Here is a 21,380-nt window from a genome sequence, read left to right on the forward strand (position 1 = left end):
GTATGGCAACAGGAAAACGACCCGACGGCAATATCTTTGCGTCAGGGGCAAATGAGGGCGAGGTGCTGGACTTCCCGGCCATAACCCGCGGCTGGGGCGTGACGGTTGACGGCAAAGACCCGGACGGGAAAACGGTCACCGACGCGACGAACGGTATCCCGCCAATGGAGTGGTTTAACGCCCTGCAGAAGCGCACCGACGAGGCCATTCAGTGGCTGCTCCGGCATGCGCTGCCGGACTGGGTGGCCGGGACGTGGCCGGCGGGTGCCACGGTGACCAATAGTGGCATTGTCTGGCGGGCGCAGAAAGAAACGGCCACTGAACCTGCTGCAGACGCCGGTGACTGGCTGGCCCTGTTCCCGCTGGCAAATCTCGACCTGCGGTATCTGCATGCCGACAAAAACCTGTCCGACTTGAACGATGTTAACAAAGCTAAAGAATCCCTTGCGCTCGATCAGGTAGGTAACTGGACTGCCGTTCAGGCTAACGGTGGGTTGCACTCATCCGGTAACCACCGCATCTATATCGACTGGGGTGAGGATGGAAAGCTGCATTTAACCGTAGACACCTCAGATGAGGGCGAACTGTTCACCACGGTCAATCCCCCCACGCCCGCACAGAGTAATTCCTACCCTATGTGGGGCGGAAACCTGAATGAAGACGCCAGCATTACGGTTATATCCAGCGTTCTGCAAGGTAACGTCGGAGACTTTCTCTACGGGCCGATGTTCCGCACGACGTTAAAGGCAAGAGGCGGTGACAAGGACTTTAAAGACGGCGCGTCATTCTTTATGCGCATCGTTGAGCATGTTGGCACGCTGGCTTATGGGGAACTTGTTTTTGATGGGTTCAGCAGCGTTCAGTCGTTCGTGTTTGATCAGAATGGTAATTTCCATGCTGCTGGTAATGTCCAGGCTGGCAATGCGTGGTTAGCAACAGACGGCAATATATATGGCAGTGTATGGGGTGGCTATCTCAGTAACTGGGTTGGTGCGCAGATAGGTGCACAGATTAATAATAACAATACCTGGGTGAGTAATACGTTTCAGCCCAGAAATACTGCTGACTTGGGCGGAGGCTGGGAACGAGATAGTGTAACCGGCCGCATCCGTCAATGGGGCTTTATAAATGCCGGTACACGCGGACATTATCAGGTTAATTTTCCAATAACATTTCCCAACGCCTGTGCAAATGTGCAGGTAACAGCCGTTGAAAGTGGAGTTAATGTTTATTCTGATAACTATGCCACAGCGGGTAATGTTAATCAGGCCGGATTTCTCTGCGGCCAAGATAATGAAGGCGCTTATTGGGAAGCTATAGGCTGGTGAGAATATGAATACTATTTATTACAGTGAAAAAAATAACGGATTTTATCACTCTGAGCTGGAGGGCGATTATAAGTCCTCGCCTGACGGCTGGCCTGATGATGCCGTTGCTGTTTCGGATGAGCAATATCAGAATCTGCTTGAAGGGCAGGCGAGCGGTAAAGTAATCACATCTGATAGCGAAGGCAGCCCCACATTGACCGATCCGGTAATCGACTGGCAGGCTAAGGCCGAATCACAGCGCCAGAGCCTGTTATCAGCAGCAAATACCACAATCAGTTTATGGCAGACAAAACTACTTGCTGGCAAACAGCTTAGCGAGGAGCAGAAGAAGAAACTGGATAGCTGGCTTGCATATATGGATGAACTGGAAGCTATGGACTTCGCCCACATAGATAGTGAAGAAAAATACCACACCATAGAGTGGCCGGTTAAACCCTGAGGTTAAATCCGCCACTTGAACGGGTGGCGGATTGCCCCTTACTTTAGCCAGTAGTTAAGGAGTTCTTAGGAGGCAGCAGCTTTCTTCTTAAAATAGTACATAAACCGACTTCTACGTACTTGTAAAAAACTGAAGAAAATATTGCAGTAAGGATTAAGGCAATGAGGGTAGCAAAACATCCAGCATAGTGACCATGATAAAATGGATATACTGCTTTAATGGCTACAGACATTCCTCGTTTGTGCATAAGGTAAACAGAAAATGAAACGGTTCCGATAGTGGTTAAGAATACAGGTGGAGTCATCCCAAACCGGGCCTCATAACCAGTAAAGGCCAATAAAAGAAAAAATGCAGCGCTGGCAAAACCATAACGGCCATTACCTAAACCAGCACCGAATCCGGTTGCTACATATGCGAAATAAATGGAAGATGAGATAATTATAAAACGCCATGTGTTTTTTGAGCGAATTAGTCTTTTATTAAATGTTAAGCGAGCCACTAGGATTCCCGCTAAAAATTCCAGCATCATCCCATTGGTGGCTATTGATAAATACCCAGGGTAACCATAGTTAATGCTTGCTAAGTATCCATGTGATCCATTTAGATGGTATGGAATGGCGACGAGAAGAGTAATGAAAAGAGTTAAAGCAACGAATTTTATTTTTTTGAAAATAAGTGCTAGAGCGCAGAGTGAGTAGAAGACGAATTCATAATTCAGTGTCCAGCCAACGTTCAGTTTGGCATAGCCGAAGTATGGCGCTATTTGCGTGATGTCTCGGGGGAGGAAAAAAAAAGACTGAAGTGTGATTTGCCATGCCTCCCACGACTTACCAGCAACAAATAATGTAGCAATTATATAGGGAGGAAGTATACGGCATAAGCGCTTAATCATGAATTCACGGGAGGATTTCAGCCCGTTATTTTCATTATGGGTCACATAATAAGCAATAAAACCGCTTATCATAAAAAAAAGGTCTACGCCAATTGAGCCGCATCCAAAAGCACGATCTGCGACAGGGAAGGTTAAAGCAAGGTCTGTTCTAAAATGAAACATAACCACCAGCATGGCTGCGAGGCCTCGCAATGCTTGGATTGAGTTTAATTTATTCTGGTTGGGTTTCATTGGGAGATTAAATCCTTTTTTCTGGAGTGGCCTTTCCTTTCGGGCACTCTGTCTCTCTTAAGAGTTTTCCTATGTGAAGCTTTTCGGCTCGCTGAGCCTGAATTTTTCAGCTAGCTTGTGGATGGCTACAATAGACATAAAATCTTGGCTTTTCTCAAAGAACTCAGCCCAGTGACTGCTGAGGAATAATGCAATCACCTCCGTTTCCTCTTCATTAAGTTCCATTTTTTGACTCTTTTCTTACCATTGTTTGACAATGTGAATGATTTAGTTTGCGTCCATATGATTGGATAAAAATAAGGCTGCCTTAACTCAAGCCTTCAGGAATGAAAGGCAGCCACTGAGGCACAGGACAGAACAGACAAGAATTGCCTCGAAACGCCTACACAACATCACGATACAACAACAATTTTGAGTGAAAAAAACGCCCACACAGGGCGTCATCGCAATCCGATAAAAAAGCAAACTCAATAATTAGTGAGGTCGCACTCACGAAAATGATTATGCGACTGTTAAAAGCAATATTAGTTAAACGGAACCATATCATCTAAGGGTTTCATTGATTTTAATCAAGTTTATCACTATCGATGACACCAGTGGAAAAACCGCCAGAAATTTAAGGGGATATTTAGTGTCGTTTTAATTTGGTTGATTGTTGGGCTGGTTACATTGAGGGATGTTTAAGTTAAATGCAAAAGACATATTCCTCTTTGCGTCCGGTGTCATAGCATATTGCGTGGCTATATGGTTTTTCTTCGCCTGGTGCGCAGATTACTGCTTCTCTTAAGGTGATCACGTGAAAAAAGTTTCAACCAAATTATTGGCAGTAGGGTGGCTTGGCCTCTACGTATTACTGATGTACGGGATTTATTGTCAAATTTCTAATTTCCCCTGGTAATCTTTCATGTCAGGGCAGCACCCGATTTTTGAGGTATAAGCGCCAGTGCTCAATCCTGGTGCCATCAGGTAGCACGCAGTATCCGGTTTTACCGAACAGTCGCTTTTCATAAGACAGCGTGCCGCCCTGCAGATGACAGTATCGGTCTGCTGAACTTTCATGCTTCATTGGGGCAGAACTACAGGCAGTAAGGATGCTCAGACAGGCCATCACGTTAAACCATTTCATATCTTCGCTCGATTTATTTATGAAGTAAAATATAGGGTTTTGGTCAGTTATTGTGCAGAGATTTTCTGACCAGTCTTGTGCCATCACGGGTGATTCTAAGCCCTGGAGCTGAAACAGCATCTCTTCCCAGTATTTTCACTATCGCAGTCTTTTCTATGCTGCCTTCAGAGATTAATTGTCTGACGTTGGAGACCAGGCCTTTATTATGAGGATCGCCGAACTCTTTGCGGACTTCATCTTCGGTCATCGTGCGCGGGTAAATACGGAACAGATATTCCAGAATACCCCACTGGGATTTGTCAGAAAAACTGGTTTTCATTATCGCTCCATGTTATTCACTGTATTCGCTTTGCAAATTTTAAGTCCTCTGAAAGCAACAGTTAGTCAATGGCGCACATTGAAAAAGAGGAAATTGAGCAATGACGATGCAGGAATGTGATCGATGGGGTCACTCTGATGGAGCAGCCAGCGGGAATCGAACCAGCGTCATCAGCTTGGGAAGCTGAGGTAATAACCATTATACGATGGCCGCGATATGGTGGCCCCTGCTGGATTTGAACCAGCGACCGGGCGATTATGAGTCGCACGCTCTGACCGCTGAGCTAAGGGGCCGAAAAAATCTAAATTAATGATATTGAAGTAAGTTTTTCGGGCACTAGTTACATCGCCATGCACTTCCAGTAATCACAACATTTGTCTCTTCAGAACTACCGCCTGAATTGTCATAGAATCCACTATTACCGGCCCTATTGGTAATGAGAGAAACGGTGTTTCCGCCCAGTTTCGCGGTTTGGTTACGTAGCGAGTTCAGTGCGCCGGTTTCAAGATTGGCATTAGATGTCCATCCGCCGGTGATAAAATTACCCTGCTCACCAGTTACAGTTCCCAAAAATGTGCAATCACCTTTAGGATCGCCATTTGTAACTCGAACATTTTGGGCATTGCTTTCCAGGTGATTAGCACTACATGCCGTCAGGAAGAAAATTCCAAGGAAGAAAAACTGTTTCATGAGTTCTATACCCTAACAAACCATCAAGTGACATTGATTATAAGCGCTGCGGTGCCGGGTGCCTCCCGGTGAGTCAGAAAAGCCAGAACCTGACCCGCGATACCGAGCAATTACTTATATGGACACCGCGTAAAAGCAATTGATTTGGCTTAGCCCCACTGCTTAGGGGGATTCACCGCAGCGGAGAAGCATAGCAGCGGACACTTCAACAATCTTTCAACCCACCATAAATAAAAGCCCGCCACTCACGAAAGAGGCGGGGTACATAGCAGAGGATACCTGCCGAATAAACATCGCTGATGCATAACTGCTTTGCGAAAGCAGCCACAAGCTAAGCGTAGCGACCATTGGCGTATTAGCCACTTTTCTATAAAGCGCCAACTCCTCAATACGTTATCTATCATGAAGTAAACAGTTATCAGACCTGTAAAAACATCATTCGGCAGAGGCTAAGTCATACCCTTTACTTTCCAGCTTTAATCGACCCAGGCATAAAAACTGCTCTCCATCACAACACCTTAAGGCCTCCTGATGGACCAGTCCCTGTCGTATCAGTTCTTCGATATTGGCCAGCATCCTGAACTCGTCAACATCATCGAAGCAACTCAGGTACTGTCTGGTCGTCATTGGGTGCGGATGAAAAATGGATAATGCCCTGAGAATATCTTTTTGCAGTTTTATAGACAAAAGCTTGCTGCTCATTGCTTAATGACCTCCAGAAAAGCCAGTATTCTGATAAAAAATGGATACAGCCCGTTGTCATTTTTTACGGACACAGGTATTGCTGGATATTTCTGACTTACGTTGTGGGACCATGATCGGCTGACAATATGAAATCCCCGATGGACAGCGTCAGTTCAGCCAGCAACAGAAAACTGACGCCCCCGCAACTGCGAATCGTCGTCTTTCGAACCAGGCCGCGTCTGACCAGAGCCTCGATATTTTCCAACATAACGGATTCGCTATACCGCCCAAACGCCGCAAAATATTGTCTTCCCGTAAGTGGATCGGGATAAGCAATTGCCAGCGCAGTAAGAATCTCTCTTTGAATTTTCTCTGTGAGAAATCTCTTTTCCATCAGCAAATTCCTTTCAGTTACGACCTGCTGATAAATGATGCAACGTAAGCGCAGCCGTAAAAGTGATCAACATCACTAAAGTTATTCTTAACTATCAATTGCAGGAAATTGATCGTTGTTAACGATCGATGAGTTATGGAATGGACATAGGCTGTCAGGATGGCTGGCTGACGCAGTATGTGGTTGAAAATCGGTCAGGCAAAACGTCATCTGAGGAGTGTGCCGGTGTGGTTACTCAGGCAGGTTATGGCATGAAAAGGATCACCAAAAGTGGGGGTAGTCCCAAGGCAAGGTGCTGGAAAATGCGGTGGTACGCATGAAGATTAAGCGGCAACGTGTTCATTTTGGGAAGCCCATTGCCCGATAGATACAATAAACAAAAGAAAAGGCCGCGTTTTTGCGGCCTCCTGCCATAAAAAATCATTTTCGGCCATGTGGCCTACTGCTTATCCCTTCTGTACAACGTCCATTCCTCGATACGTTCACCGCCTGGCAGGGTGCAGTAACCTGATTCACCATTCGGGCCCTTAACGATATCCAGTTTGCCGCCGACTTTTTCACAATAAACTGAGGCGGGATTCGCCATGCCAACAGGTCGTGGCTTGTCGCTTTGAGGTGCGCAGGCGGTAAGCAATAAAGTGGATGCTGCCATCATAATTATTTTCATTCCAAACCTTATCTGAAAAGCGTTACTGGAATCAATCTCTACCACCACGCTGCCTGATTTCGCGCTGATGCTTGTGGTAGTCTTCATCACATTCTGCTGAGCAGAAAGCAGTATTGGCTACAACTGGCTCATCTTTACACCAGATGCACCTTCCGTCAGGGCTGGTCAGTCTTTGCTGGCGTGCTGCTAGGGCTGCGTTTCTAATAGCCTCTTCTCGGTCCTGCGCTAAATCGGCTTCATCCATAACCATTCTCTCGTCAATCAATTTAATAAAAGGTCTGTTCTGGGTGCTAAGCAGCCCTCTCAAAAGATCATAACCTGGGCTTAATCCCATTAGTTAGTGTGGATTTATACATGAGCCGCACCTGTCTGAGCAGGCTGCTGGTGTAATTTGAGATTAGTCACCTGCACCCGAAGCCGCCAGCCTAAAATCCAGCATTCAACATGATACGCATCGATACGCCGGACCGATTCACTGGTAGACCGTTCACTAACGCCAGCGCCTGGCGACACTATCGCATTTCAGCTGGGTGAGTATCCATCGTTGGGAAAGCTTTTCCGGTCTGGAATTATCATCCGGGACGGGGAAACGATCGACGGGGAAAGGCTTGATGGGATTATCGTGCTGGGAAAAGTCACCTATGAGAACAAGAAAGTATGGTCTGATCACAGTCCTATTTAGGGGGCAATAAAGGGGCAGATTAAGCAAAAAGGAGCAAAAAAAGGGCATGAAAAATGTATTTTAGCGGTGGTTGGCGTACATATTCTCGTACGGTAAGTTAATGATTAAAAAGAAAAATTTAATAATTTCAATCAGATGGTTTATTTAATGCTTTACCTTGAGGTTGTACTGTTCTTTCTTGTCAACCGTTTGATTATCTTGCATTTTTACCTGTCTCAAAATCCAGAAAGCGTAGCTAAAGGGCAAATTGCCGTGCGCGTTCAGCCAGACACTTCACTGTGGTGTCACGAATATGCAGCGTATGGTACGGATTGTTGCCGCGAATGCCAGTACTGGAGTGAAGTAATCAGCGGATAGCCGCCCGGGGGAATCCGGCAGAAACTACCCATTAAGGGGGCAGCGACATAAATCGATGCGGCGGTACTCAGTGAAAAATGAGGGCAGGCCTTAACAGGTCATTACCCAAAAATTGCGGGCTGAGACAACACGAACAGAGTTCAACTATGCGATGTCAGCTGGCTGGGACATCTTTCCACTGGCAATCGATTTCATCATTGTGCGCAGAACAGGATGGCAGTGATGCCTGGTAAGCATCAGCCCGCGCATTCTCTTTTTTTGCCGCACAACCCGCAGTCATAAAAATGATTGAGATAATTAACAGATATTTCATCAGAGCGACCAGTTAACAAAAAAAAGAGCATGCACCGCTATTAATCAATCATGCATAAACGGAGTCCTGTTTATGCTTATCTGATTTGAAAATTTTATTTTAATTGTTGCTATAAATCTGCAGGGAGTTAAATATCCTGATGCACTGTTAATTTCATTAACGCCTGAATCTGAAAAACGCTGCTGTTGAATATGCGTTGACACTGCCGGGTTATAATTGGGGATACGTAAGATGCACAGGCATCAGTGTTTTTTTGTATCCCATTAAATCTGAATCGATTTGACTGGCACATATCGCCACGTCCTAAGCTGTTGCTTTTCAAAGCAGACGGGTGAAATTAAAGCCATTAAAGTGAATGTGAAAGTTAAAAAGGGCGGCTTTAATTTTTACACTCATAACTGTTTTTCCTGAGAGACTTGCTGTGACTTCATCGTTCCGCACATCATGGTAATGCGGGCAGCGAAACAAATCGTTAAATTGCTGGCTATATATGTGAATAAGGACGGAGCAAACTTTAAATTCGATGAGACATCCGGTAAACACTCACGATATAAAAAATTATGGTGTCCGATTTATATTGACGCTGATACTCTTTTTACTCTGCTATGTTGCAGTCATGTATTGCGGCGTTTTGTTGCTGGTAAACCGACACGGATTACTGCATTTCCTGCTGCACTGAATTTATTATTGCTAGCCACAGGCTTTAAAAATCCAGCGATAAGCATGATGTAAAAAATGTCTGAGCATTTCCAGCAAACTTTCAGCGCCTTCCCCCACCAGACACTGTCCGGTCTCAAGCGCATTATTTACGGAATTACGATGATCCAGGATCATCATGATGGCCATAGCGCCCGCAATCAGCGTAAAGATAAGCATGCTTAGTACCGGCCAGCTACTTTTACGTACAGAAGCGGACAGGGTTTCGTCACGATGGTCAGAGGTCTGGCGCATTTTTCACCGGATAAATGGTTACCTTAATAAACAATCACGGATTATGACATTAATTCCCGGCGGGCTCTATATCTCAGGTCAGGCTGCATGATGATGATAATAGATGAATCTGATGCAGAGGGCAGAAGGCAGTGCATACCGATAACTCCCTTCTGCAACGTCCTGGCGCTGACCGGCCTGTGTTCAGCAGGAATGATCTTTATGGAAAGGAATTTACATCATCTCCAGCGACTGAACTCCTTTGATCTCCATGACCTTATCGTAGAGGTGAGCATCGTTTGATTTGCGGGACAGCGTCACCTGAACGCTGAGCTCACACAGACCACTCTCCTCATCCCGGTTAATCACCGTCACATTGCCATAGCGAATGCCTTCCCGCTGCATGACCAGCAGCACCAGCGGCACACTTTTGGGCTTAAGAAAAACCAGCAGCGTATGATGTTTACCGATGAGAAAATGGCTCAGGCGGCGGAAGACTTCCAGCACCACCAGCGCCAGCACCGTGCCATAAATGCCGATCTCATACATGCCGCTGCCAATCACCAGACCAATCGCCGCAGTCACCCATAATCCCGCCGCCGTGGTTAAGCCTTTCACCACCTGCTTCTGAATCATAATGGTGCCTGCGCCAAGGAAACCCATGCCGCTGACTACCTGGGCAGCAATACGGCTGGGATCCAGTGCCACATGGTCACTATTGAGCATATCGGCGAAGCCATATTTCGATACCAGCATAAACATCGCACTGCCGATACCGACCAGAATATGGGTACGCAGTCCCGCTTCTTTGGCCCGCATCTGGCGCTCCATGCCGATCAGGCCGCCGAGAATACCGGCCAGCGCTATGCGAATTAACATATCCATTAACATGGCTTTACTCCGAATTAATAAGGGCCGAAAAAGGGTGACAGTTCAGCGATAACAGGTAAACAAGATAATTCTGCTTGCAAATGACGCCGGAGAATTTTGTAAAAAGCTGTTTCACCTCTCGACCCGTTGTGCTGCCTGACATATGCTGAGCCAGCCTTTTCCCCCACTTCCCGGAGTCCGACTGATGAAAGCAGCCACCTTTTTGCTGGCCGGTGCCGCGTTATTACTCTCTGCCTGCAGCAGCAACAGTGATGATAACGAGCCACCGCAACAAGCCACCGCCGCCCACATCCAGCCACGGGTGGTGATGTCTTCCCTGGCAGAAAGCACCTGTTCAAATGCGGGCGGAACGCTGGCATTTTCGCATCAGCTGGATGGCTCAAGAGTGGGGATGTGTCAGTTAGTCAATGGACGTCGCTGTGATGAGCAGGCGTTAATTGGCGGGAATTGCGCGCGCTGATGATCAGGCCGGATCGCTCCGGCCCGCACAGTCAGGCAGAGAGTCGGTTCGGGCAGTTTTCACCCCGGTCGAGCTGGCTGAGATTATTCAGTGTCGTTTCAGAAATGGCGGTCAGCGCTTCGGCGGTTAAAAACGCCTGATGGCCGGTGAACAACACGTTATGGCACGCCGACAGACGGCGGAACACATCGTCCTGAATCACATCATTCGACTTATCTTCAAAGAACAGATCGCGTTCATTCTCATAAACATCCATGCCGAGCGCGCCGATTTTCTGCTGTTTCAGCGCGTCAATCGCTGCCTGTGAATCAATCAGACCACCACGACTGGTGTTGATAACCATTACCCCATCGCGCATCTGTTTAAACGCGTCGGCATTGAGCAGATGATGATTCTCCGGCGTCAGCGGACAGTGCAGGGTAATGACGTGGGATTCAGCAAACAGCGTCTTCAGATCAACATATTCCGCGCCCAGTTCCAGCGCCTGCTCACTCGGATAGGGATCATACGCCAGCAGCCGCATACCAAAACCTTTCAGAATCCGCATCGTCGCGATCCCGATTTTACCGGTACCGATAACACCCGCGGTTTTGTTATGCATGTTAAAACCGGTCAGGCCGTCGAGCGAAAAGTTTGCGTCACGGGTACGCTGATAAGCGCGATGAATACGGCGATTCAGGGTCATCATCAGGCCGATAGTATGTTCAGCGACCGCTTCCGGTGAGTAGGCCGGCACGCGCACCACTTCCAGACCCAGCTCTTTTGCAGCAGCCAGATCAACATTATTGAAACCGGCACAGCGCAGCGCGATGTATTTCACACCCAGCCCGGCCAGCTCTTCCAGCACCGGGCGACTGCCGTCATCGTTTACAAAGATACAGACAGCATCGCAACCCACAGCGGTTTTGGCGGTGCTTTCAGAGAGTAAAAAGTCAAAAAACACCAGTTCAAAGCCGAACTGCTGATTGACCTGCTCAAGATATTTCTGATCGTAATGTTTGGTGCTGTAAACCGCGATTTTCATCGTTGTGCTCCTGCAGAGGTGATAGAGCAAGGATAACGTTTTCTGACTGACTTTGCTGAAACAGCTGACTTGTGTCCGGCGCAGACCTTCACCTCTGGCAGATTACATGCCATCATCGTTGTCAGGATACTGTAAGGAAAAGGATTATGGCTTTTATGCCACGGATGTTCCGGCGACGGCTGGCCGCCATTCTGGCGCTGATTCTGCTGCTGCTCGGCCTGATCTTGACTGTCACGCAATGGCTGCCGCGGCTGGTCGGCATCTGGCTACCTGAAGATACCCGCATTGAGCTGTCGGGCGCACCGCGCTGGCGGGAAGGTGGCCTGTGGTTGCCACAACTTCGTTATCTCGCAGGGGATTGCTCCCTGGCAACGGTAAAGGGGGTATCGCTGGGCTGGCATCAGTCGCGCTGGAAACTGAATGCGTCAGAGCTGACGCTGGATAGCACCTGCCTGCAAAAATTACCTGCCAGTGATGGCAGCACGGCAGCCCCCAAAACGCTGGCCGAATGGCAGGCAATGCTGCCTGGCGCCGACGTTCATCTGGGCAAATTAATCGTTACGCCGTGGCAGACGTATGCGGGCGCGCTGGATCTGACGCTGGAAAAAGATCGTCAGCAACTCAGTTATCAGGGCGATAATCTGCAGCTGGCGGCAACGCTGACCGGTCAGCAGCTCGCTATCAGTCACCTGACGCTCACCCATCCTGCACTTCCTGAACCCGTCACGCTGAGTGGTCATCTGGCGTTACCCACCTTTGCCACTGATCTGCCGGTGAACGGCGAGGTGACCGGACAGCTGGCGCTGGACGCGCTGCCGCATCCCCTGAAGCTGACGCTTAACTGGCAGCAGCAGCAGGGCGAGCTACGCGTGGCGATGGCCGAAGTAACCAGGCCGCTTCTCAGACTGCCGTGGCAGATCAGCCGCGATCAGATTCGGATTGAAAAGGGCGAATACTTCTGGCCGCTGGAGGCTCAGCCGCTATCAGGGTTTGTTAACCTGACGCTGGATAACTGGCAGTCTGGCCTTGAAAGTAGCCAGATTAGCGGTCGCGTTAACCTGCTGACCCAGGGACGCGGCGGCAAGGGTAACGTGGTGCTCGGCGTTGGTCCCGGCAACCTCAGCCTGACCAACAGCAACCTGCCGTTTCAGCTAACCGGCGAAAGCAAGCTGGCCGACCTGCAACTTTACGGCTCCATTCCGGGCGTGCTCAGCGGCTCGATCCTCGATCCTCAACTGGTGCTGCAACCTAAATCGCTGCTGCGCCTGCGGGGCCGGTTGCTGTCAACGCTGGAAGTGGACGAAGCGCGCTGGCCGCTGGCGGGCGTACGACTCTCCTCGCAGGGTATTGATGGCCGCCTGCAGGCCATTCTGAATGCGCACGATGCCAGTTTTGGCCGCTTCCGGTTGCATCTCGATGGCCGCGCCAATGATTTCTGGCCCGATAAGGGCGAATGGAACTGGCGCTACTGGGGAGGTGGCGAGATGCTGCCGCTGCAGGCGCGCTGGGATGTTAAAGGCACGGGCGGCTGGCACGACACCCTGATCCATCTGGATACCTTGTCCACCGGTTTTAATCAGCTGGCGTATGGCAGTGTCAACGTTGCAAAACCGCGTCTGACACTGACTAAACCGGTAAACTGGCAGCGTGATGCGGCGCATCCGGCGTTCAATGGGCATTTCCGCCTGCAGGCAGGAGAGACCCGCTTCAGCTATGGCGGACATCTGGCAGATTCCACGCTCGACTTTGAGGCTAAAGGTCGTGATCCCGGCTATTTTATCTGGCGAGGCAGTTTACAGGCGGGCAAGGTTGGCCCGCTGCGGGTTAACGGCCGCTGGGATGGCGAACGGCTGCGCGGCCAGGCCTGGTGGCCGGCACAGTCGCTGACGGTGTTTCAGCCGTTGCTCAGCCCTGACATGAAAATGCAGATCCAGGGCGGCCGTTTGCAGGCACAGGTCGCTTTTTCCGCCGCAAGTGAACAGGGTTTCCAGGCGGGAGGCCACTGGACGGTAAAACAGGGCAGCATCTGGACGCCCGACAGCCAGGTTAACGGTATCGACTTCTCGCTGCCGTTCAGATTCCATGAGCAGCAATGGCAGTTTGGTCAGCATGGCCCGGTATCACTGCGCATTGCCGAGGTTAAGAACCAGTTTGCGATGCAGAATATTCGCGCTGACCTGCAGGGTAACTGGCCGTGGTCCGAACAGGCGCCGCTGACGTTGCAGGATGTCAGCCTTGATCTGCTGGGCGGACAAATTACGCTGCCCGCTTTGCGCATGCCGCAGCATGAGCCAGCCCGGGTGTCGCTGCGCAATATCAGCCTCAGCGAGCTGGTGACGGCGCTGAAACCTAAACAGTTTGCCATGTCGGGCAAGGTTAACGGTGAGCTGCCGCTGTGGCTCAATAATCCACACTGGCTGGTGGAGAAAGGGTGGATTGCCAACAGCGGTCCGCTGACCTTCCGACTGGATAAAGATATGGCGGATGCGATTACCCGCAATAACGTGGCGACGGGCGCCGCGCTGGACTGGTTACGCTATATGGAAGTCTCCCGCAGCTGGGCCACGATCAATCTGGATAATCTTGGCGACCTCACCATGGAGGCGCAGGTGCAGGGCGTCAGCCAGTTCAGTAACCGTCGTCAGACAGTCAATCTCAACTATCATCATCAGGAAAACCTGTTTCAGCTCTGGCGCAGCCTGCGCTTTGGCGATAATTTGCAATCCTGGTTAGAGCAACATGCGAATTTGCCATCCAACAAGGACACTTCACCATGAGCCTGAGGGCACTACTGGTTCTGGCAGCCGGACTGCTGAGCATCGGCTGCGTGCCGCGCATTGAAGTCACGGCACCTAAAGATCCCATCACCATCAACATGAACGTGAAAATCGAACATGAGATCCACATCAAAGTCGATAAAGACGTGGAAGCGCTACTGAAAAACCAGAGCGGTCTGTTCTGAGGAGAGCAACGATGAAACGCATAAGCGCGGTGCTGTTCCTCGCCCTGACGATGGCGCAGCCTGCCTGGGCACTGACGCTGGATCAGGCGCGGCAATCGGGGCGGGCAGGTGAAACGCTCTCCGGCTATCTGGCGGCACGTGCGCAGGATAGTGAAACGCTGGCGCTGGTGCAGCGTATTAATGCCGGACGTCAGCAGGAGTATCAGCGACTGGCAGAACAGAATAATCTCTCCACGGCCGACGTCGCCAGTATTGCCGGACAGAAGCTGGTGAGCCGTGCGGCAGCGGGGGAATATGTGCGCGGCATTAACGGTCAGTGGCTGAGAAAAGCGGCAGAGAGCAGTCAGTAACCGGCGAAAAAAAACCGGGCGCATGGCCCGGTCTTTTAAAGCGTCATCCTGAGATGAGTGAGACTTATGCCGTCACGATCTGCTTGATAGCGTCTTTCGCTTCAGCGGTCGCTTTGCTGGCCACTTCCGGACCGTAAGCGATGCCTTCAGCAAACACAAACTCAACGTCAGTGATGCCGATGAAGCCCAGGAACAGCTTGACGTAAGGGGTCAGCAGGTCAGTTGGGGTATCTTTGTGGATGCCGCCACGGCTGGAGATAACGACTGCCGTTTTGCCTTTAACCAGACCTTCCGGGCCTGCTTCTGTGTAGCGGAACGTCACGCCAGCACGGGCAATCAGGTCGAAATAGTTTTTCAGCTGCGTCGGGATGTTGAAGTTGTACATTGGCGCGGCAATCACCACTTCATCATGAGCCTGCAGTTCTGCAATCAGTTCATCCGACAGGTCCAGAGCCTCCTGCTGACGAGGTGACAGCGGGGTATCAGAGGGACGCATTGCACCCACTAACTCGCCATCCAGTACCGGGATCGGGTTAGCCGCCAGGTCACGGACGGTAACCTCTTTACCCTGGGCCTTTGCCTGTTCGATGTAGAAGTCAGCGAGCTGGCTTGATTGTGAGTAGCCTGCAAGAATGCTTGATTTCAGAACTAAAACTTTGCTCATGGTGGTTTCCTGTCTGTTACGCGGAAGACTTTCCGCTCAATGGTTTACACTCTACGGTTATCGATGGCGCGGTGAAAGCGCAATATTTCGAGACCCATGTTCGAATTTATTGAATAAGCGTAACCGGGGCCAGCCGCCGGAACAGTTCAGAATGTGCTATGATGCGCGCAATTATTTTTTATTGAATCAGCTGGTTATCCCGGCTTGCAGGGCGCTGCTTCAGGCAGCGACACCGTCTGAGTAAGGTACGTCACTATTATGTCATCTCCCGATACTTCCCCACTGGCAGCGCTCTGGTCACGCCTCGAGGGTGTAATGCTGCGCGATCGCCAGCGGTTACAGCGCCGTTTACAGGGTGCCAGAAAAGCTAAAAATCCTGAGGCACAGCAGGGCATTGCCAGCGAGCTTGAGCAGGACTTTATTGCAGCCGAACAGCGCGTGGCCCAGCGCCGTGCGGCCACGCCAGCCATTACCTTCCCGGACAATCTGCCGGTCAGTCAGAAGCAGCAGGATATTGCTGAGGCGATTCGCGATCACCAGGTAGTGATTGTCGCCGGTGAAACCGGCTCGGGTAAAACCACGCAGCTGCCGAAAATCTGTCTGGCGCTGGGGCGTGGTGTGACGGGTCTGATTGGTCATACGCAGCCGCGCCGTCTGGCCGCACGTACCGTGGCGAATCGCATTGCCGATGAGCTCAGCACTTCGCTGGGCGGCTGCGTCGGCTATAAAGTACGGTTTAACGACCAGGTCAGTGACCTGACGCAGATTAAACTGATGACCGACGGGATTCTGCTGGCGGAGATCCAGCAGGATCGTCTGCTGATGCAATATGACACCATCATTATTGATGAAGCGCACGAACGCAGCCTGAATATCGATTTCCTGCTCGGTTATCTGCGTGAGCTGCTGCCGCGTCGCCCCGATCTGAAAGTGATTATCACTTCCGCCACCATCGATCCACAGCGTTTCTCGCGTCATTTCAATAATGCGCCGGTGATTGAAGTCTCAGGCCGGACCTATCCGGTTGAAGTGCGCTATCGGCCGGTGATCGAAGAGGCGGATGATGGCGATCGTGACCAGCTGCAGGCGATTTTTGATGCCGTAGATGAGCTGGGCCGGGAAAGTCGGGGCGATATCCTGATCTTCATGAGTGGTGAGCGTGAAATACGTGATACCGCCGACGCGCTGAACAAACGCGATCTGCCACACACCGAAGTGCTGCCGCTCTATGCACGGCTGTCGAACGCTGAACAGAACCGGGTGTTTCAGTCGCACAGTGGCCGTCGTATCGTGCTGGCGACCAACGTCGCGGAAACCTCACTGACGGTGCCGGGGATTAAATATGTGATCGATCCCGGTACGGCGCGTATCAGTCGTTACAGTTTCCGTACCAAAGTGCAGCGCCTGCCGATTGAACCGATATCACAGGCGTCTGCCAACCAGCGTAAAGGGCGTTGCGGCCGCGTATCAGACGGTATCTGTATCCGCCTTTACGCGGAAGATGACTTCCTGAGTCGTCCGGCCTTTACCGATCCTGAAATCCTGCGCACCAACCTGGCGTCAGTGATCCTGCAGATGACCTCGCTGGGCCTCGGCGATATCGCCGCCTTCCCGTTTGTGGAAGCGCCCGATAAGCGCAATATCCAGGATGGCGTCCGCCTGCTGGAAGAGCTGGGCGCGCTGACCCTGAACGAAGAGACCGGTCACTACAAGCTCACCGGTTCCGGGCGTCAGCTGGCGCAGTTGCCGGTGGATCCCCGCCTGGCGCGGATGGTGCTGGAAGCGCAGAAATTTGGCTGCGTGCGCGAAGTGATGATTATCACCGCAGGCCTGTCGATTCAGGACCCGCGTGAGCGTCCGGCAGATAAAAAACAGGCGTCCGATGAGAAGCACCGGCGCTTTGCCGACAAAGACTCCGACTTCCTCGCCTATGTGAATCTCTGGAACTACCTGGCGGAGCAGCAGAAAGCGCTGTCCGGGAATGTTTTCCGCCGCCAGTGCAAAAGCGATTTCCTTAACTATCTGCGCGTGCGGGAATGGCAGGATATCTACACCCAGCTGCGGCAGGTGGTGCGTGAACTTGGCATTCCGGTTAACAGTGAACCGGCTGAGCTGCAGCCCGTCCACTGCGCGCTGTTAAGCGGTCTGCTGTCGCATATCGGGCAGAAAGACACCGATAAGCAGGAGTATACCGGCGCGCGCAATACCCGCTTCGCGATCTTCCCTGGCTCCGGGCTGTTTAAAAAACCGCCGAAGTGGACCATGGTAGCGGAACTGGTCGAGACCAGCCGCCTGTGGGGCCGCACGGCGGGCCGTATTGAACCGGAGTGGATTGAGCCGCTGGCACAGCATCTGATCAAGCGCAGCTACAGTGAACCGCACTGGGAGAAATCGCAGGGCGCGGTGATGGCCACCGAAAAAGTCACGCTCTATGGCCTGCCGATTGTCGCCGCCCGTAAAGTTAACTATGGCAGCATCGATCCCACCCTGAGCCGTGAACTGTTTATTCGTCACGCGCTGGTGGAGGGCGACTGGCAGACCCGGCACGCCTTCTTCCGCGCAAACCAGAAGCTGCGCAGCGAAGTGGAAGATCTGGAACACAAATCCCGTCGTCGCGACATTCTGGTCGATGACGAAACGCTGTTTGCTTTTTATGACCAGCGCATTGGCAAAGAGGTGGTCTCAGCGAAGCATTTCGACAGCTGGTGGAAACTGGCCAGTCGCGAAAACGCAGAACTGCTGAATTTCGACAAGCAGATGCTGATCAAAGAGGGTGCGGATAAAGTCAGTCAGCTCGACTACCCCAACTTCTGGCATCAGGGCAACCTCAAACTGAAGCTGAGTTATCAGTTTGAGCCTGGCGCAGATGCGGATGGCGTGACGGTACATATTCCGCTGCCGCTGCTGAACCAGGTAGAGGATAGCGGTTTTGAGTGGCAGATCCCCGGTGTGCGCCGTGAACTGATCATCGCACTGATTAAGTCTCTGCCCAAGCCGCTGCGCCGTAACCTGGTGCCGGCGCCCAACTACGCCGAGGCGTTTTTAGGAAGGGTGAAAGCGATGGAGATGCCGCTGCCTGATGCGCTGGCGCGGGAATTCCGCCGCATGACCGGCGTCACGCTGGAGCGGGAAAACTGGCAGTGGGAACAGGTGCCCGATCATCTGAAAATGACGTTCCGGGTAGTCGACGAGCACAATCGTAAGCTACTGGAAGGCAAAGATCTCACTGCGCTTAAGGCACAGCTGAAAGACAAAGTGCAGGAAACGCTGTCGAAAGTGGCGGATGACGGGCTGGAGCAGAGCGGGCTGCATATCTGGAGTTTTGGCGATCTGCCACGCAGTTATGAACAGAAGCGCGGCAGCTACCAGGTTAAAGCCTGGCCTGCGCTGGTCGACGAGAAAGAGAGCGTCGCCATTCGTCTGTTTGACAGCGAGCAGGAGCAGCAAAAAATGATGTGGCGCGGTCAGCGTCGCCTGCTGCTGCTGAATGTGCCGTCACCGGTTAAATATCTGCACGAGAAGCTGCCGAACAAAGCCAAGCTCGGACTCTACTTTAATCCTTATGGCAAAGTGCTGGAGCTGATTGACGACTGCATCGCCTGTGGCATCGACAAGCTGATGGGGGAAGCGGGCGGTCCGGCCTGGGATCAAACCTCGTTTGAGCAGTTGCGTGACAAAGTGCGCGGCGAACTCAATGAAACCGTGGTGACCATCGCGAAGCAGGTCGAGCAGATCCTGACGGCAGTCTTCAACATTAATAAGCGTCTGAAGGGCCGGGTCGATATGACCATGGCGCTGGCGTTATCTGACATCAAAGCGCAGTTAAGTGGCCTGGTTTATCGCGGCTTTGTCACCGGCAACGGCTGGCAGCGACTGGCCGATACGCTGCGTTATCTGCATGGGATTGAGCGCCGACTGGAAAAACTGCCTGCCGATCCGCACAGCGATCGTGCGCGGATGTTAAAAGTGCAGGCAGTGGAGCAGGCTTATCAGGCGTGGCGCAACAAGTTGCCGCCGCAGCGTCAGGATGATGAAGAGGTGCAGAGCATCCGCTGGATGATCGAAGAGCTGCGTATCAGTTACTTTGCTCAGCAGCTGGGTACGCCTTATCCCATCTCAGATAAGCGTATTCTGCAGATGATGGAGCAGATAGCGGGTTAAACGCCGGGATGCGCGCCGTAACCGGCGCGCATCCGATGATGGGGAGTGAGAGTGCGGACTACTGCGCCAGGGATTCCAGCTTATCTTTAAACGAGGTGACCGAAATCGCGCGGTTATCAGCCAGGTAGCGATCTTTCGCAGCCGGTGCTGAGCTTTGTACCGCGATTAACTGCCAGCCTTTATCGCTGTTGAGCAGCAGTGGCGAACCACTGTCACCTGGCAGGGTGTCACACTGATGCGACAGCACGGCGCGCTGCGCCCAGCCGGTGATCAGGCAATCGCTGTGGGAGTAGAGCGTGTCCAGATGATCAGCCGGATAGCCTGCCTGCGTCACTTTGCGTCCGGTCAGCTTCAGCGCCGCAGTGAGATCGCTGCGTGAGCCATCGAACAGCGGAATAGGCGTAATCGCTGAGGGCGGATTGCGTAAAATCACGATGCCGTAATCATAGGGGGCTGCACTGCTCGGCACGATCCAGCCTTCACCATCCGCTTTTAACTTTGACGCCAGCGAGGGTTCAACCCGCGCATCAATATCATGAAGCTCGTAGCGCCAGCCTTTATCGCTGGCCATAAATCGCAGCGCAACCGGCTTATCGAAATTACCCGGCGGGGCAAGCAGGCAGTGTCCGGCGGTCAGCGCCAGATGCGGAGAGATGAGTGTGGCAGTACAGAGGTTGCCGCTTTCGGTTTCCAGCTGACCAATGGCATCCCAGGGGGCAGCGGTAATATCGGTGATTGCCTGGCGATGATCCTTACCGAAAAACAGCATCTTAATTTCAGCAGGAGTAGGCGAGTCATCGTCATCATCGGCATGAACCGTGGTGGCAAAGCTGAAGAGTCCAACCATTAACAGGGTAGCCAGGCGCATAGAAATCTCAATGGCGAGAAAAAATTAACGTTATTGTTATTACGTAAGTACGGTAACTATAGTCGGTGAGCGTTGAAAAAGGGAGTTTTATTGGTTAATCAGTACGCTACAGCGGTTAAACAAAAAAGCTTGCTGCAACAATGCCACACAGGATCATCACCAGCAGAATAATTTCGAAGCGATAGCGACGCACCATATCATCCACTCCAGTAAAGAAACACCCGGCAGAACCGGGTGTTTTTAATCATCATCTCGTGGCCGTGCGCTGAAGGCGACCTTAGTTTTTAGCTGCTGGTTTCACAACTTTTTTGTGGTGAACTTTTTTAGCAGCCTGAGCTTTCTGTGTAGCTGGTTTAGCTACTTTTTTGTGGTGAACTTTTTTAGCAGCCTGGGCTTTCTGAGCGGCTGGCTGAGTGGCTTTTTTGTGATGAACTTTTTTAGCGGCCTGGGCTTTCTGAGCAGCTGGTTTAGTGGCTTTTTTGTGGTGAACTTTTTTAGCGGCCTGGGCTTTCTGTGCAGCAGGTTTAGCTACTTTTTTGTGGTGAACTTTTTTAGCAGCCTGCGCTTTCTGCGCGGCATCTTTTTTCACAGCTTTTTTGTGGTGTTTCTTAGCAGCCTGCGCTTTCTGAGTCGCTTTATGGTGTTTCTTGTGCGCAGTTTTGTGAACGGTTTTAGCCGGTGCTGCAGCGGTAGTAGTGGTTGTTGCGGCTGGCGCAGCAGCTGGAGCAGCTGTGGTGTCAGCAGCGAAAGCAACAGAAGACATACCCATAGCAGCGGCGACAACCAGTGCAAATAATTTTTTCATTGCAAATCCCTCGAAGACTATTTTTTCATGTGTAGCCCACTGCGGGGCCGGTGAAGAGACTATAGGGATATCAATGAACGGTGTCCGTGGGTGTTTGGTATCGGCGTGTAACCGATTGTACAAAGGCGGGAAAGGGCGGTCAG

22 protein-coding genes and 2 tRNA genes are annotated in these 21,380 nt (G+C 51.5%); 7 read left to right on the forward strand and 17 right to left on the reverse strand.

The genetic code is table 11. The features are described from left to right. Positions 1 to 2 precede the first annotated feature (2 nt). Both OK412_RS07670 and OK412_RS07675 read left to right on the forward strand, forming a co-directional pair. Positions 3 to 1,328: a gp53-like domain-containing protein gene (locus OK412_RS07670; protein WP_264352994.1), complete on the forward strand. Its 1,326-nt coding sequence runs from the start codon at positions 3 to 5 to the stop codon at positions 1,326 to 1,328. A gap of 4 nt (positions 1,329 to 1,332) precedes the next feature. Further along, positions 1,333 to 1,767 carry a tail fiber assembly protein gene (locus tag OK412_RS07675; protein ID WP_264352995.1) on the forward strand — a complete coding sequence of 145 codons (435 nt, stop codon included), beginning with the start codon at positions 1,333 to 1,335 and terminating at the stop codon, positions 1,765 to 1,767. A gap of 43 nt (positions 1,768 to 1,810) precedes the next feature. On the opposite strand, the gene OK412_RS07680 is transcribed toward OK412_RS07675, so the two are convergent. The 13 genes from OK412_RS07680 to OK412_RS07735 form a co-directional block, all read right to left on the reverse strand. Continuing rightward, entirely contained in the window at positions 1,811 to 2,890 is a 1,080-nt protein-coding gene (locus OK412_RS07680) for an acyltransferase family protein (protein ID WP_264352996.1), read from the reverse strand. A gap of 69 nt (positions 2,891 to 2,959) precedes the next feature. Continuing rightward, complete coding sequence (locus tag OK412_RS07685) at positions 2,960 to 3,115, reverse strand: hypothetical protein (RefSeq protein ID WP_264352997.1); 156 nt, start codon at positions 3,113 to 3,115, stop codon at positions 2,960 to 2,962. A gap of 682 nt (positions 3,116 to 3,797) precedes the next feature. Then, entirely contained in the window at positions 3,798 to 4,136 is a 339-nt protein-coding gene (locus tag OK412_RS23520) for a DUF333 domain-containing protein (protein ID WP_413629119.1), read from the reverse strand. Next, positions 4,060 to 4,335 (reverse strand): hypothetical protein, encoded by a 276-nt coding sequence (locus tag OK412_RS07690; protein WP_264352998.1) that lies wholly within the window; start codon positions 4,333 to 4,335, stop codon positions 4,060 to 4,062. Before OK412_RS07690 ends, OK412_RS23520 begins: the two co-directional genes overlap by 77 nt. A 138-nt stretch (positions 4,336 to 4,473) precedes the next feature. Then, a tRNA-Gly gene (locus OK412_RS07695) sits at positions 4,474 to 4,548 on the reverse strand. A gap of 4 nt (positions 4,549 to 4,552) precedes the next feature. Next, positions 4,553 to 4,628: transfer RNA gene (locus tag OK412_RS07700), tRNA-Ile, on the reverse strand. Positions 4,629 to 4,671: 43 nt separating this feature from the next. After that, a complete protein-coding gene (locus OK412_RS07705; protein WP_124890660.1) occupies positions 4,672 to 5,025 on the reverse strand; it encodes a DUF4156 domain-containing protein in 354 nt (117 codons plus the stop codon). Positions 5,026 to 5,460: 435 nt separating this feature from the next. Continuing rightward, complete coding sequence (locus OK412_RS07710) at positions 5,461 to 5,727, reverse strand: hypothetical protein (protein WP_264352999.1); 267 nt, start codon at positions 5,725 to 5,727, stop codon at positions 5,461 to 5,463. A 97-nt stretch (positions 5,728 to 5,824) separates the two neighbouring features. Further along, entirely contained in the window at positions 5,825 to 6,103 is a 279-nt protein-coding gene (locus tag OK412_RS07715; RefSeq protein ID WP_264353000.1) for a hypothetical protein, read from the reverse strand. Between the two features lie 439 nt (positions 6,104 to 6,542). Next, on the reverse strand, positions 6,543 to 6,770 hold the full coding sequence (locus OK412_RS07720) for a DUF333 domain-containing protein (protein ID WP_124890657.1): 228 nt from the start codon (positions 6,768 to 6,770) through the stop codon (positions 6,543 to 6,545). A gap of 31 nt (positions 6,771 to 6,801) precedes the next feature. After that, the gene (locus OK412_RS07725; RefSeq protein ID WP_264353001.1) at positions 6,802 to 7,014 is read right to left on the reverse strand and encodes a hypothetical protein; all 213 of its coding nucleotides are present in this window, start codon (positions 7,012 to 7,014) and stop codon (positions 6,802 to 6,804) included. A gap of 1,798 nt (positions 7,015 to 8,812) precedes the next feature. Next, the gene (locus OK412_RS07730) at positions 8,813 to 9,073 is read right to left on the reverse strand and encodes a hypothetical protein (protein WP_158131666.1); all 261 of its coding nucleotides are present in this window, start codon (positions 9,071 to 9,073) and stop codon (positions 8,813 to 8,815) included. Between the two features lie 213 nt (positions 9,074 to 9,286). Then, positions 9,287 to 9,943, reverse strand: a complete 657-nt coding sequence (locus OK412_RS07735; protein WP_010244641.1) for an MgtC/SapB family protein — start codon at positions 9,941 to 9,943, stop codon at positions 9,287 to 9,289. Positions 9,944 to 10,127: 184 nt separating this feature from the next. Here OK412_RS07735 and OK412_RS07740 point away from each other — a divergent pair, with 184 nt between their 5' ends. Beyond that, on the forward strand, positions 10,128 to 10,403 hold the full coding sequence (locus OK412_RS07740) for a DUF333 domain-containing protein (protein WP_003853763.1): 276 nt from the start codon (positions 10,128 to 10,130) through the stop codon (positions 10,401 to 10,403). A gap of 31 nt (positions 10,404 to 10,434) precedes the next feature. Here OK412_RS07740 and OK412_RS07745 read toward each other — a convergent pair whose 3' ends face one another. Then, positions 10,435 to 11,427: a 2-hydroxyacid dehydrogenase gene (locus tag OK412_RS07745; RefSeq protein ID WP_010244644.1), complete on the reverse strand. Its 993-nt coding sequence runs from the start codon at positions 11,425 to 11,427 to the stop codon at positions 10,435 to 10,437. Between the two features lie 146 nt (positions 11,428 to 11,573). Between OK412_RS07745 and OK412_RS07750 the strand changes: the two genes are divergently transcribed. Genes OK412_RS07750 through OK412_RS07760 form a run of 3 tightly spaced genes read left to right on the forward strand, consistent with a single transcriptional unit; the run spans position 11,574 to position 14,739 of the window. Further along, positions 11,574 to 14,204, forward strand: a complete 2,631-nt coding sequence (locus tag OK412_RS07750; RefSeq protein WP_319633953.1) for a YdbH family protein — start codon at positions 11,574 to 11,576, stop codon at positions 14,202 to 14,204. Further along, entirely contained in the window at positions 14,201 to 14,389 is a 189-nt protein-coding gene (locus tag OK412_RS07755; RefSeq protein WP_009090058.1) for a YnbE family lipoprotein, read from the forward strand. The genes OK412_RS07750 and OK412_RS07755 overlap by 4 nt, the downstream gene beginning before the upstream one ends. An 11-nt stretch (positions 14,390 to 14,400) precedes the next feature. Continuing rightward, positions 14,401 to 14,739 (forward strand): YdbL family protein, encoded by a 339-nt coding sequence (locus OK412_RS07760; RefSeq protein WP_033779117.1) that lies wholly within the window; start codon positions 14,401 to 14,403, stop codon positions 14,737 to 14,739. Positions 14,740 to 14,803: 64 nt separating this feature from the next. Here OK412_RS07760 and azoR read toward each other — a convergent pair whose 3' ends face one another. Further along, the gene (azoR, locus tag OK412_RS07765) at positions 14,804 to 15,403 is read right to left on the reverse strand and encodes an FMN-dependent NADH-azoreductase (protein WP_010244651.1); all 600 of its coding nucleotides are present in this window, start codon (positions 15,401 to 15,403) and stop codon (positions 14,804 to 14,806) included. A 258-nt stretch (positions 15,404 to 15,661) separates the two neighbouring features. On the opposite strand from azoR, the gene hrpA reads away from it, so the two are divergent. After that, the gene (gene hrpA / locus OK412_RS07770; RefSeq protein WP_264353002.1) at positions 15,662 to 19,564 is read left to right on the forward strand and encodes an ATP-dependent RNA helicase HrpA; all 3,903 of its coding nucleotides are present in this window, start codon (positions 15,662 to 15,664) and stop codon (positions 19,562 to 19,564) included. A gap of 58 nt (positions 19,565 to 19,622) precedes the next feature. Here hrpA and OK412_RS07775 read toward each other — a convergent pair whose 3' ends face one another. Both OK412_RS07775 and asr read right to left on the reverse strand, forming a co-directional pair. Further along, complete coding sequence (locus OK412_RS07775) at positions 19,623 to 20,432, reverse strand: trypsin-like serine peptidase (protein WP_010670211.1); 810 nt, start codon at positions 20,430 to 20,432, stop codon at positions 19,623 to 19,625. A gap of 277 nt (positions 20,433 to 20,709) precedes the next feature. Beyond that, the gene (gene asr, locus OK412_RS07780; RefSeq protein WP_182504710.1) at positions 20,710 to 21,237 is read right to left on the reverse strand and encodes an acid resistance repetitive basic protein Asr; all 528 of its coding nucleotides are present in this window, start codon (positions 21,235 to 21,237) and stop codon (positions 20,710 to 20,712) included. Positions 21,238 to 21,380: the final 143 nt, after the last annotated feature.

The sequence above is a fragment of the Pantoea sp. JV6 genome (assembly GCF_025910055.1).
GTDB lineage: Bacteria > Pseudomonadota > Gammaproteobacteria > Enterobacterales > Enterobacteriaceae > Pantoea > Pantoea agglomerans.

What these genes read in the sequence shown, in the direction of transcription:
- OK412_RS07690 (WP_264352998.1), bottom strand. Translation starts at nt 4,335, where the DNA reads ATGAAAACCAGTTTTTCTGACAAATCCCAGTGGGGTATTCTGGAATAT.
- OK412_RS07705 (WP_124890660.1), bottom strand. Translation starts at nt 5,025, where the DNA reads ATGAAACAGTTTTTCTTCCTTGGAATTTTCTTCCTGACGGCATGTAGT.
- asr (WP_182504710.1), bottom strand. Translation starts at nt 21,237, where the DNA reads ATGAAAAAATTATTTGCACTGGTTGTCGCCGCTGCTATGGGTATGTCT.
- OK412_RS07710 (WP_264352999.1), bottom strand. Translation starts at nt 5,727, where the DNA reads ATGAGCAGCAAGCTTTTGTCTATAAAACTGCAAAAAGATATTCTCAGG.
- OK412_RS07740 (WP_003853763.1), top strand. Translation starts at nt 10,128, where the DNA reads ATGAAAGCAGCCACCTTTTTGCTGGCCGGTGCCGCGTTATTACTCTCT.
- OK412_RS07750 (WP_319633953.1), top strand. Translation starts at nt 11,574, where the DNA reads ATGGCTTTTATGCCACGGATGTTCCGGCGACGGCTGGCCGCCATTCTG.
- OK412_RS07730 (WP_158131666.1), bottom strand. Translation starts at nt 9,073, where the DNA reads ATGCGCCAGACCTCTGACCATCGTGACGAAACCCTGTCCGCTTCTGTA.
- OK412_RS07685 (WP_264352997.1), bottom strand. Translation starts at nt 3,115, where the DNA reads ATGGAACTTAATGAAGAGGAAACGGAGGTGATTGCATTATTCCTCAGC.
- OK412_RS07680 (WP_264352996.1), bottom strand. Translation starts at nt 2,890, where the DNA reads ATGAAACCCAACCAGAATAAATTAAACTCAATCCAAGCATTGCGAGGC.
- OK412_RS07670 (WP_264352994.1), top strand. Translation starts at nt 3, where the DNA reads ATGGCAACAGGAAAACGACCCGACGGCAATATCTTTGCGTCAGGGGCA.
- OK412_RS07720 (WP_124890657.1), bottom strand. Translation starts at nt 6,770, where the DNA reads ATGAAAATAATTATGATGGCAGCATCCACTTTATTGCTTACCGCCTGC.
- OK412_RS07775 (WP_010670211.1), bottom strand. Translation starts at nt 20,432, where the DNA reads ATGCGCCTGGCTACCCTGTTAATGGTTGGACTCTTCAGCTTTGCCACC.
- OK412_RS07760 (WP_033779117.1), top strand. Translation starts at nt 14,401, where the DNA reads ATGAAACGCATAAGCGCGGTGCTGTTCCTCGCCCTGACGATGGCGCAG.
- OK412_RS07745 (WP_010244644.1), bottom strand. Translation starts at nt 11,427, where the DNA reads ATGAAAATCGCGGTTTACAGCACCAAACATTACGATCAGAAATATCTT.
- OK412_RS07725 (WP_264353001.1), bottom strand. Translation starts at nt 7,014, where the DNA reads ATGGATGAAGCCGATTTAGCGCAGGACCGAGAAGAGGCTATTAGAAAC.
- OK412_RS07755 (WP_009090058.1), top strand. Translation starts at nt 14,201, where the DNA reads ATGAGCCTGAGGGCACTACTGGTTCTGGCAGCCGGACTGCTGAGCATC.
- hrpA (WP_264353002.1), top strand. Translation starts at nt 15,662, where the DNA reads ATGTCATCTCCCGATACTTCCCCACTGGCAGCGCTCTGGTCACGCCTC.
- OK412_RS07675 (WP_264352995.1), top strand. Translation starts at nt 1,333, where the DNA reads ATGAATACTATTTATTACAGTGAAAAAAATAACGGATTTTATCACTCT.
- OK412_RS07735 (WP_010244641.1), bottom strand. Translation starts at nt 9,943, where the DNA reads ATGTTAATGGATATGTTAATTCGCATAGCGCTGGCCGGTATTCTCGGC.
- OK412_RS23520 (WP_413629119.1), bottom strand. Translation starts at nt 4,136, where the DNA reads ATGCTGTTTCAGCTCCAGGGCTTAGAATCACCCGTGATGGCACAAGAC.
- azoR (WP_010244651.1), bottom strand. Translation starts at nt 15,403, where the DNA reads ATGAGCAAAGTTTTAGTTCTGAAATCAAGCATTCTTGCAGGCTACTCA.
- OK412_RS07715 (WP_264353000.1), bottom strand. Translation starts at nt 6,103, where the DNA reads ATGGAAAAGAGATTTCTCACAGAGAAAATTCAAAGAGAGATTCTTACT.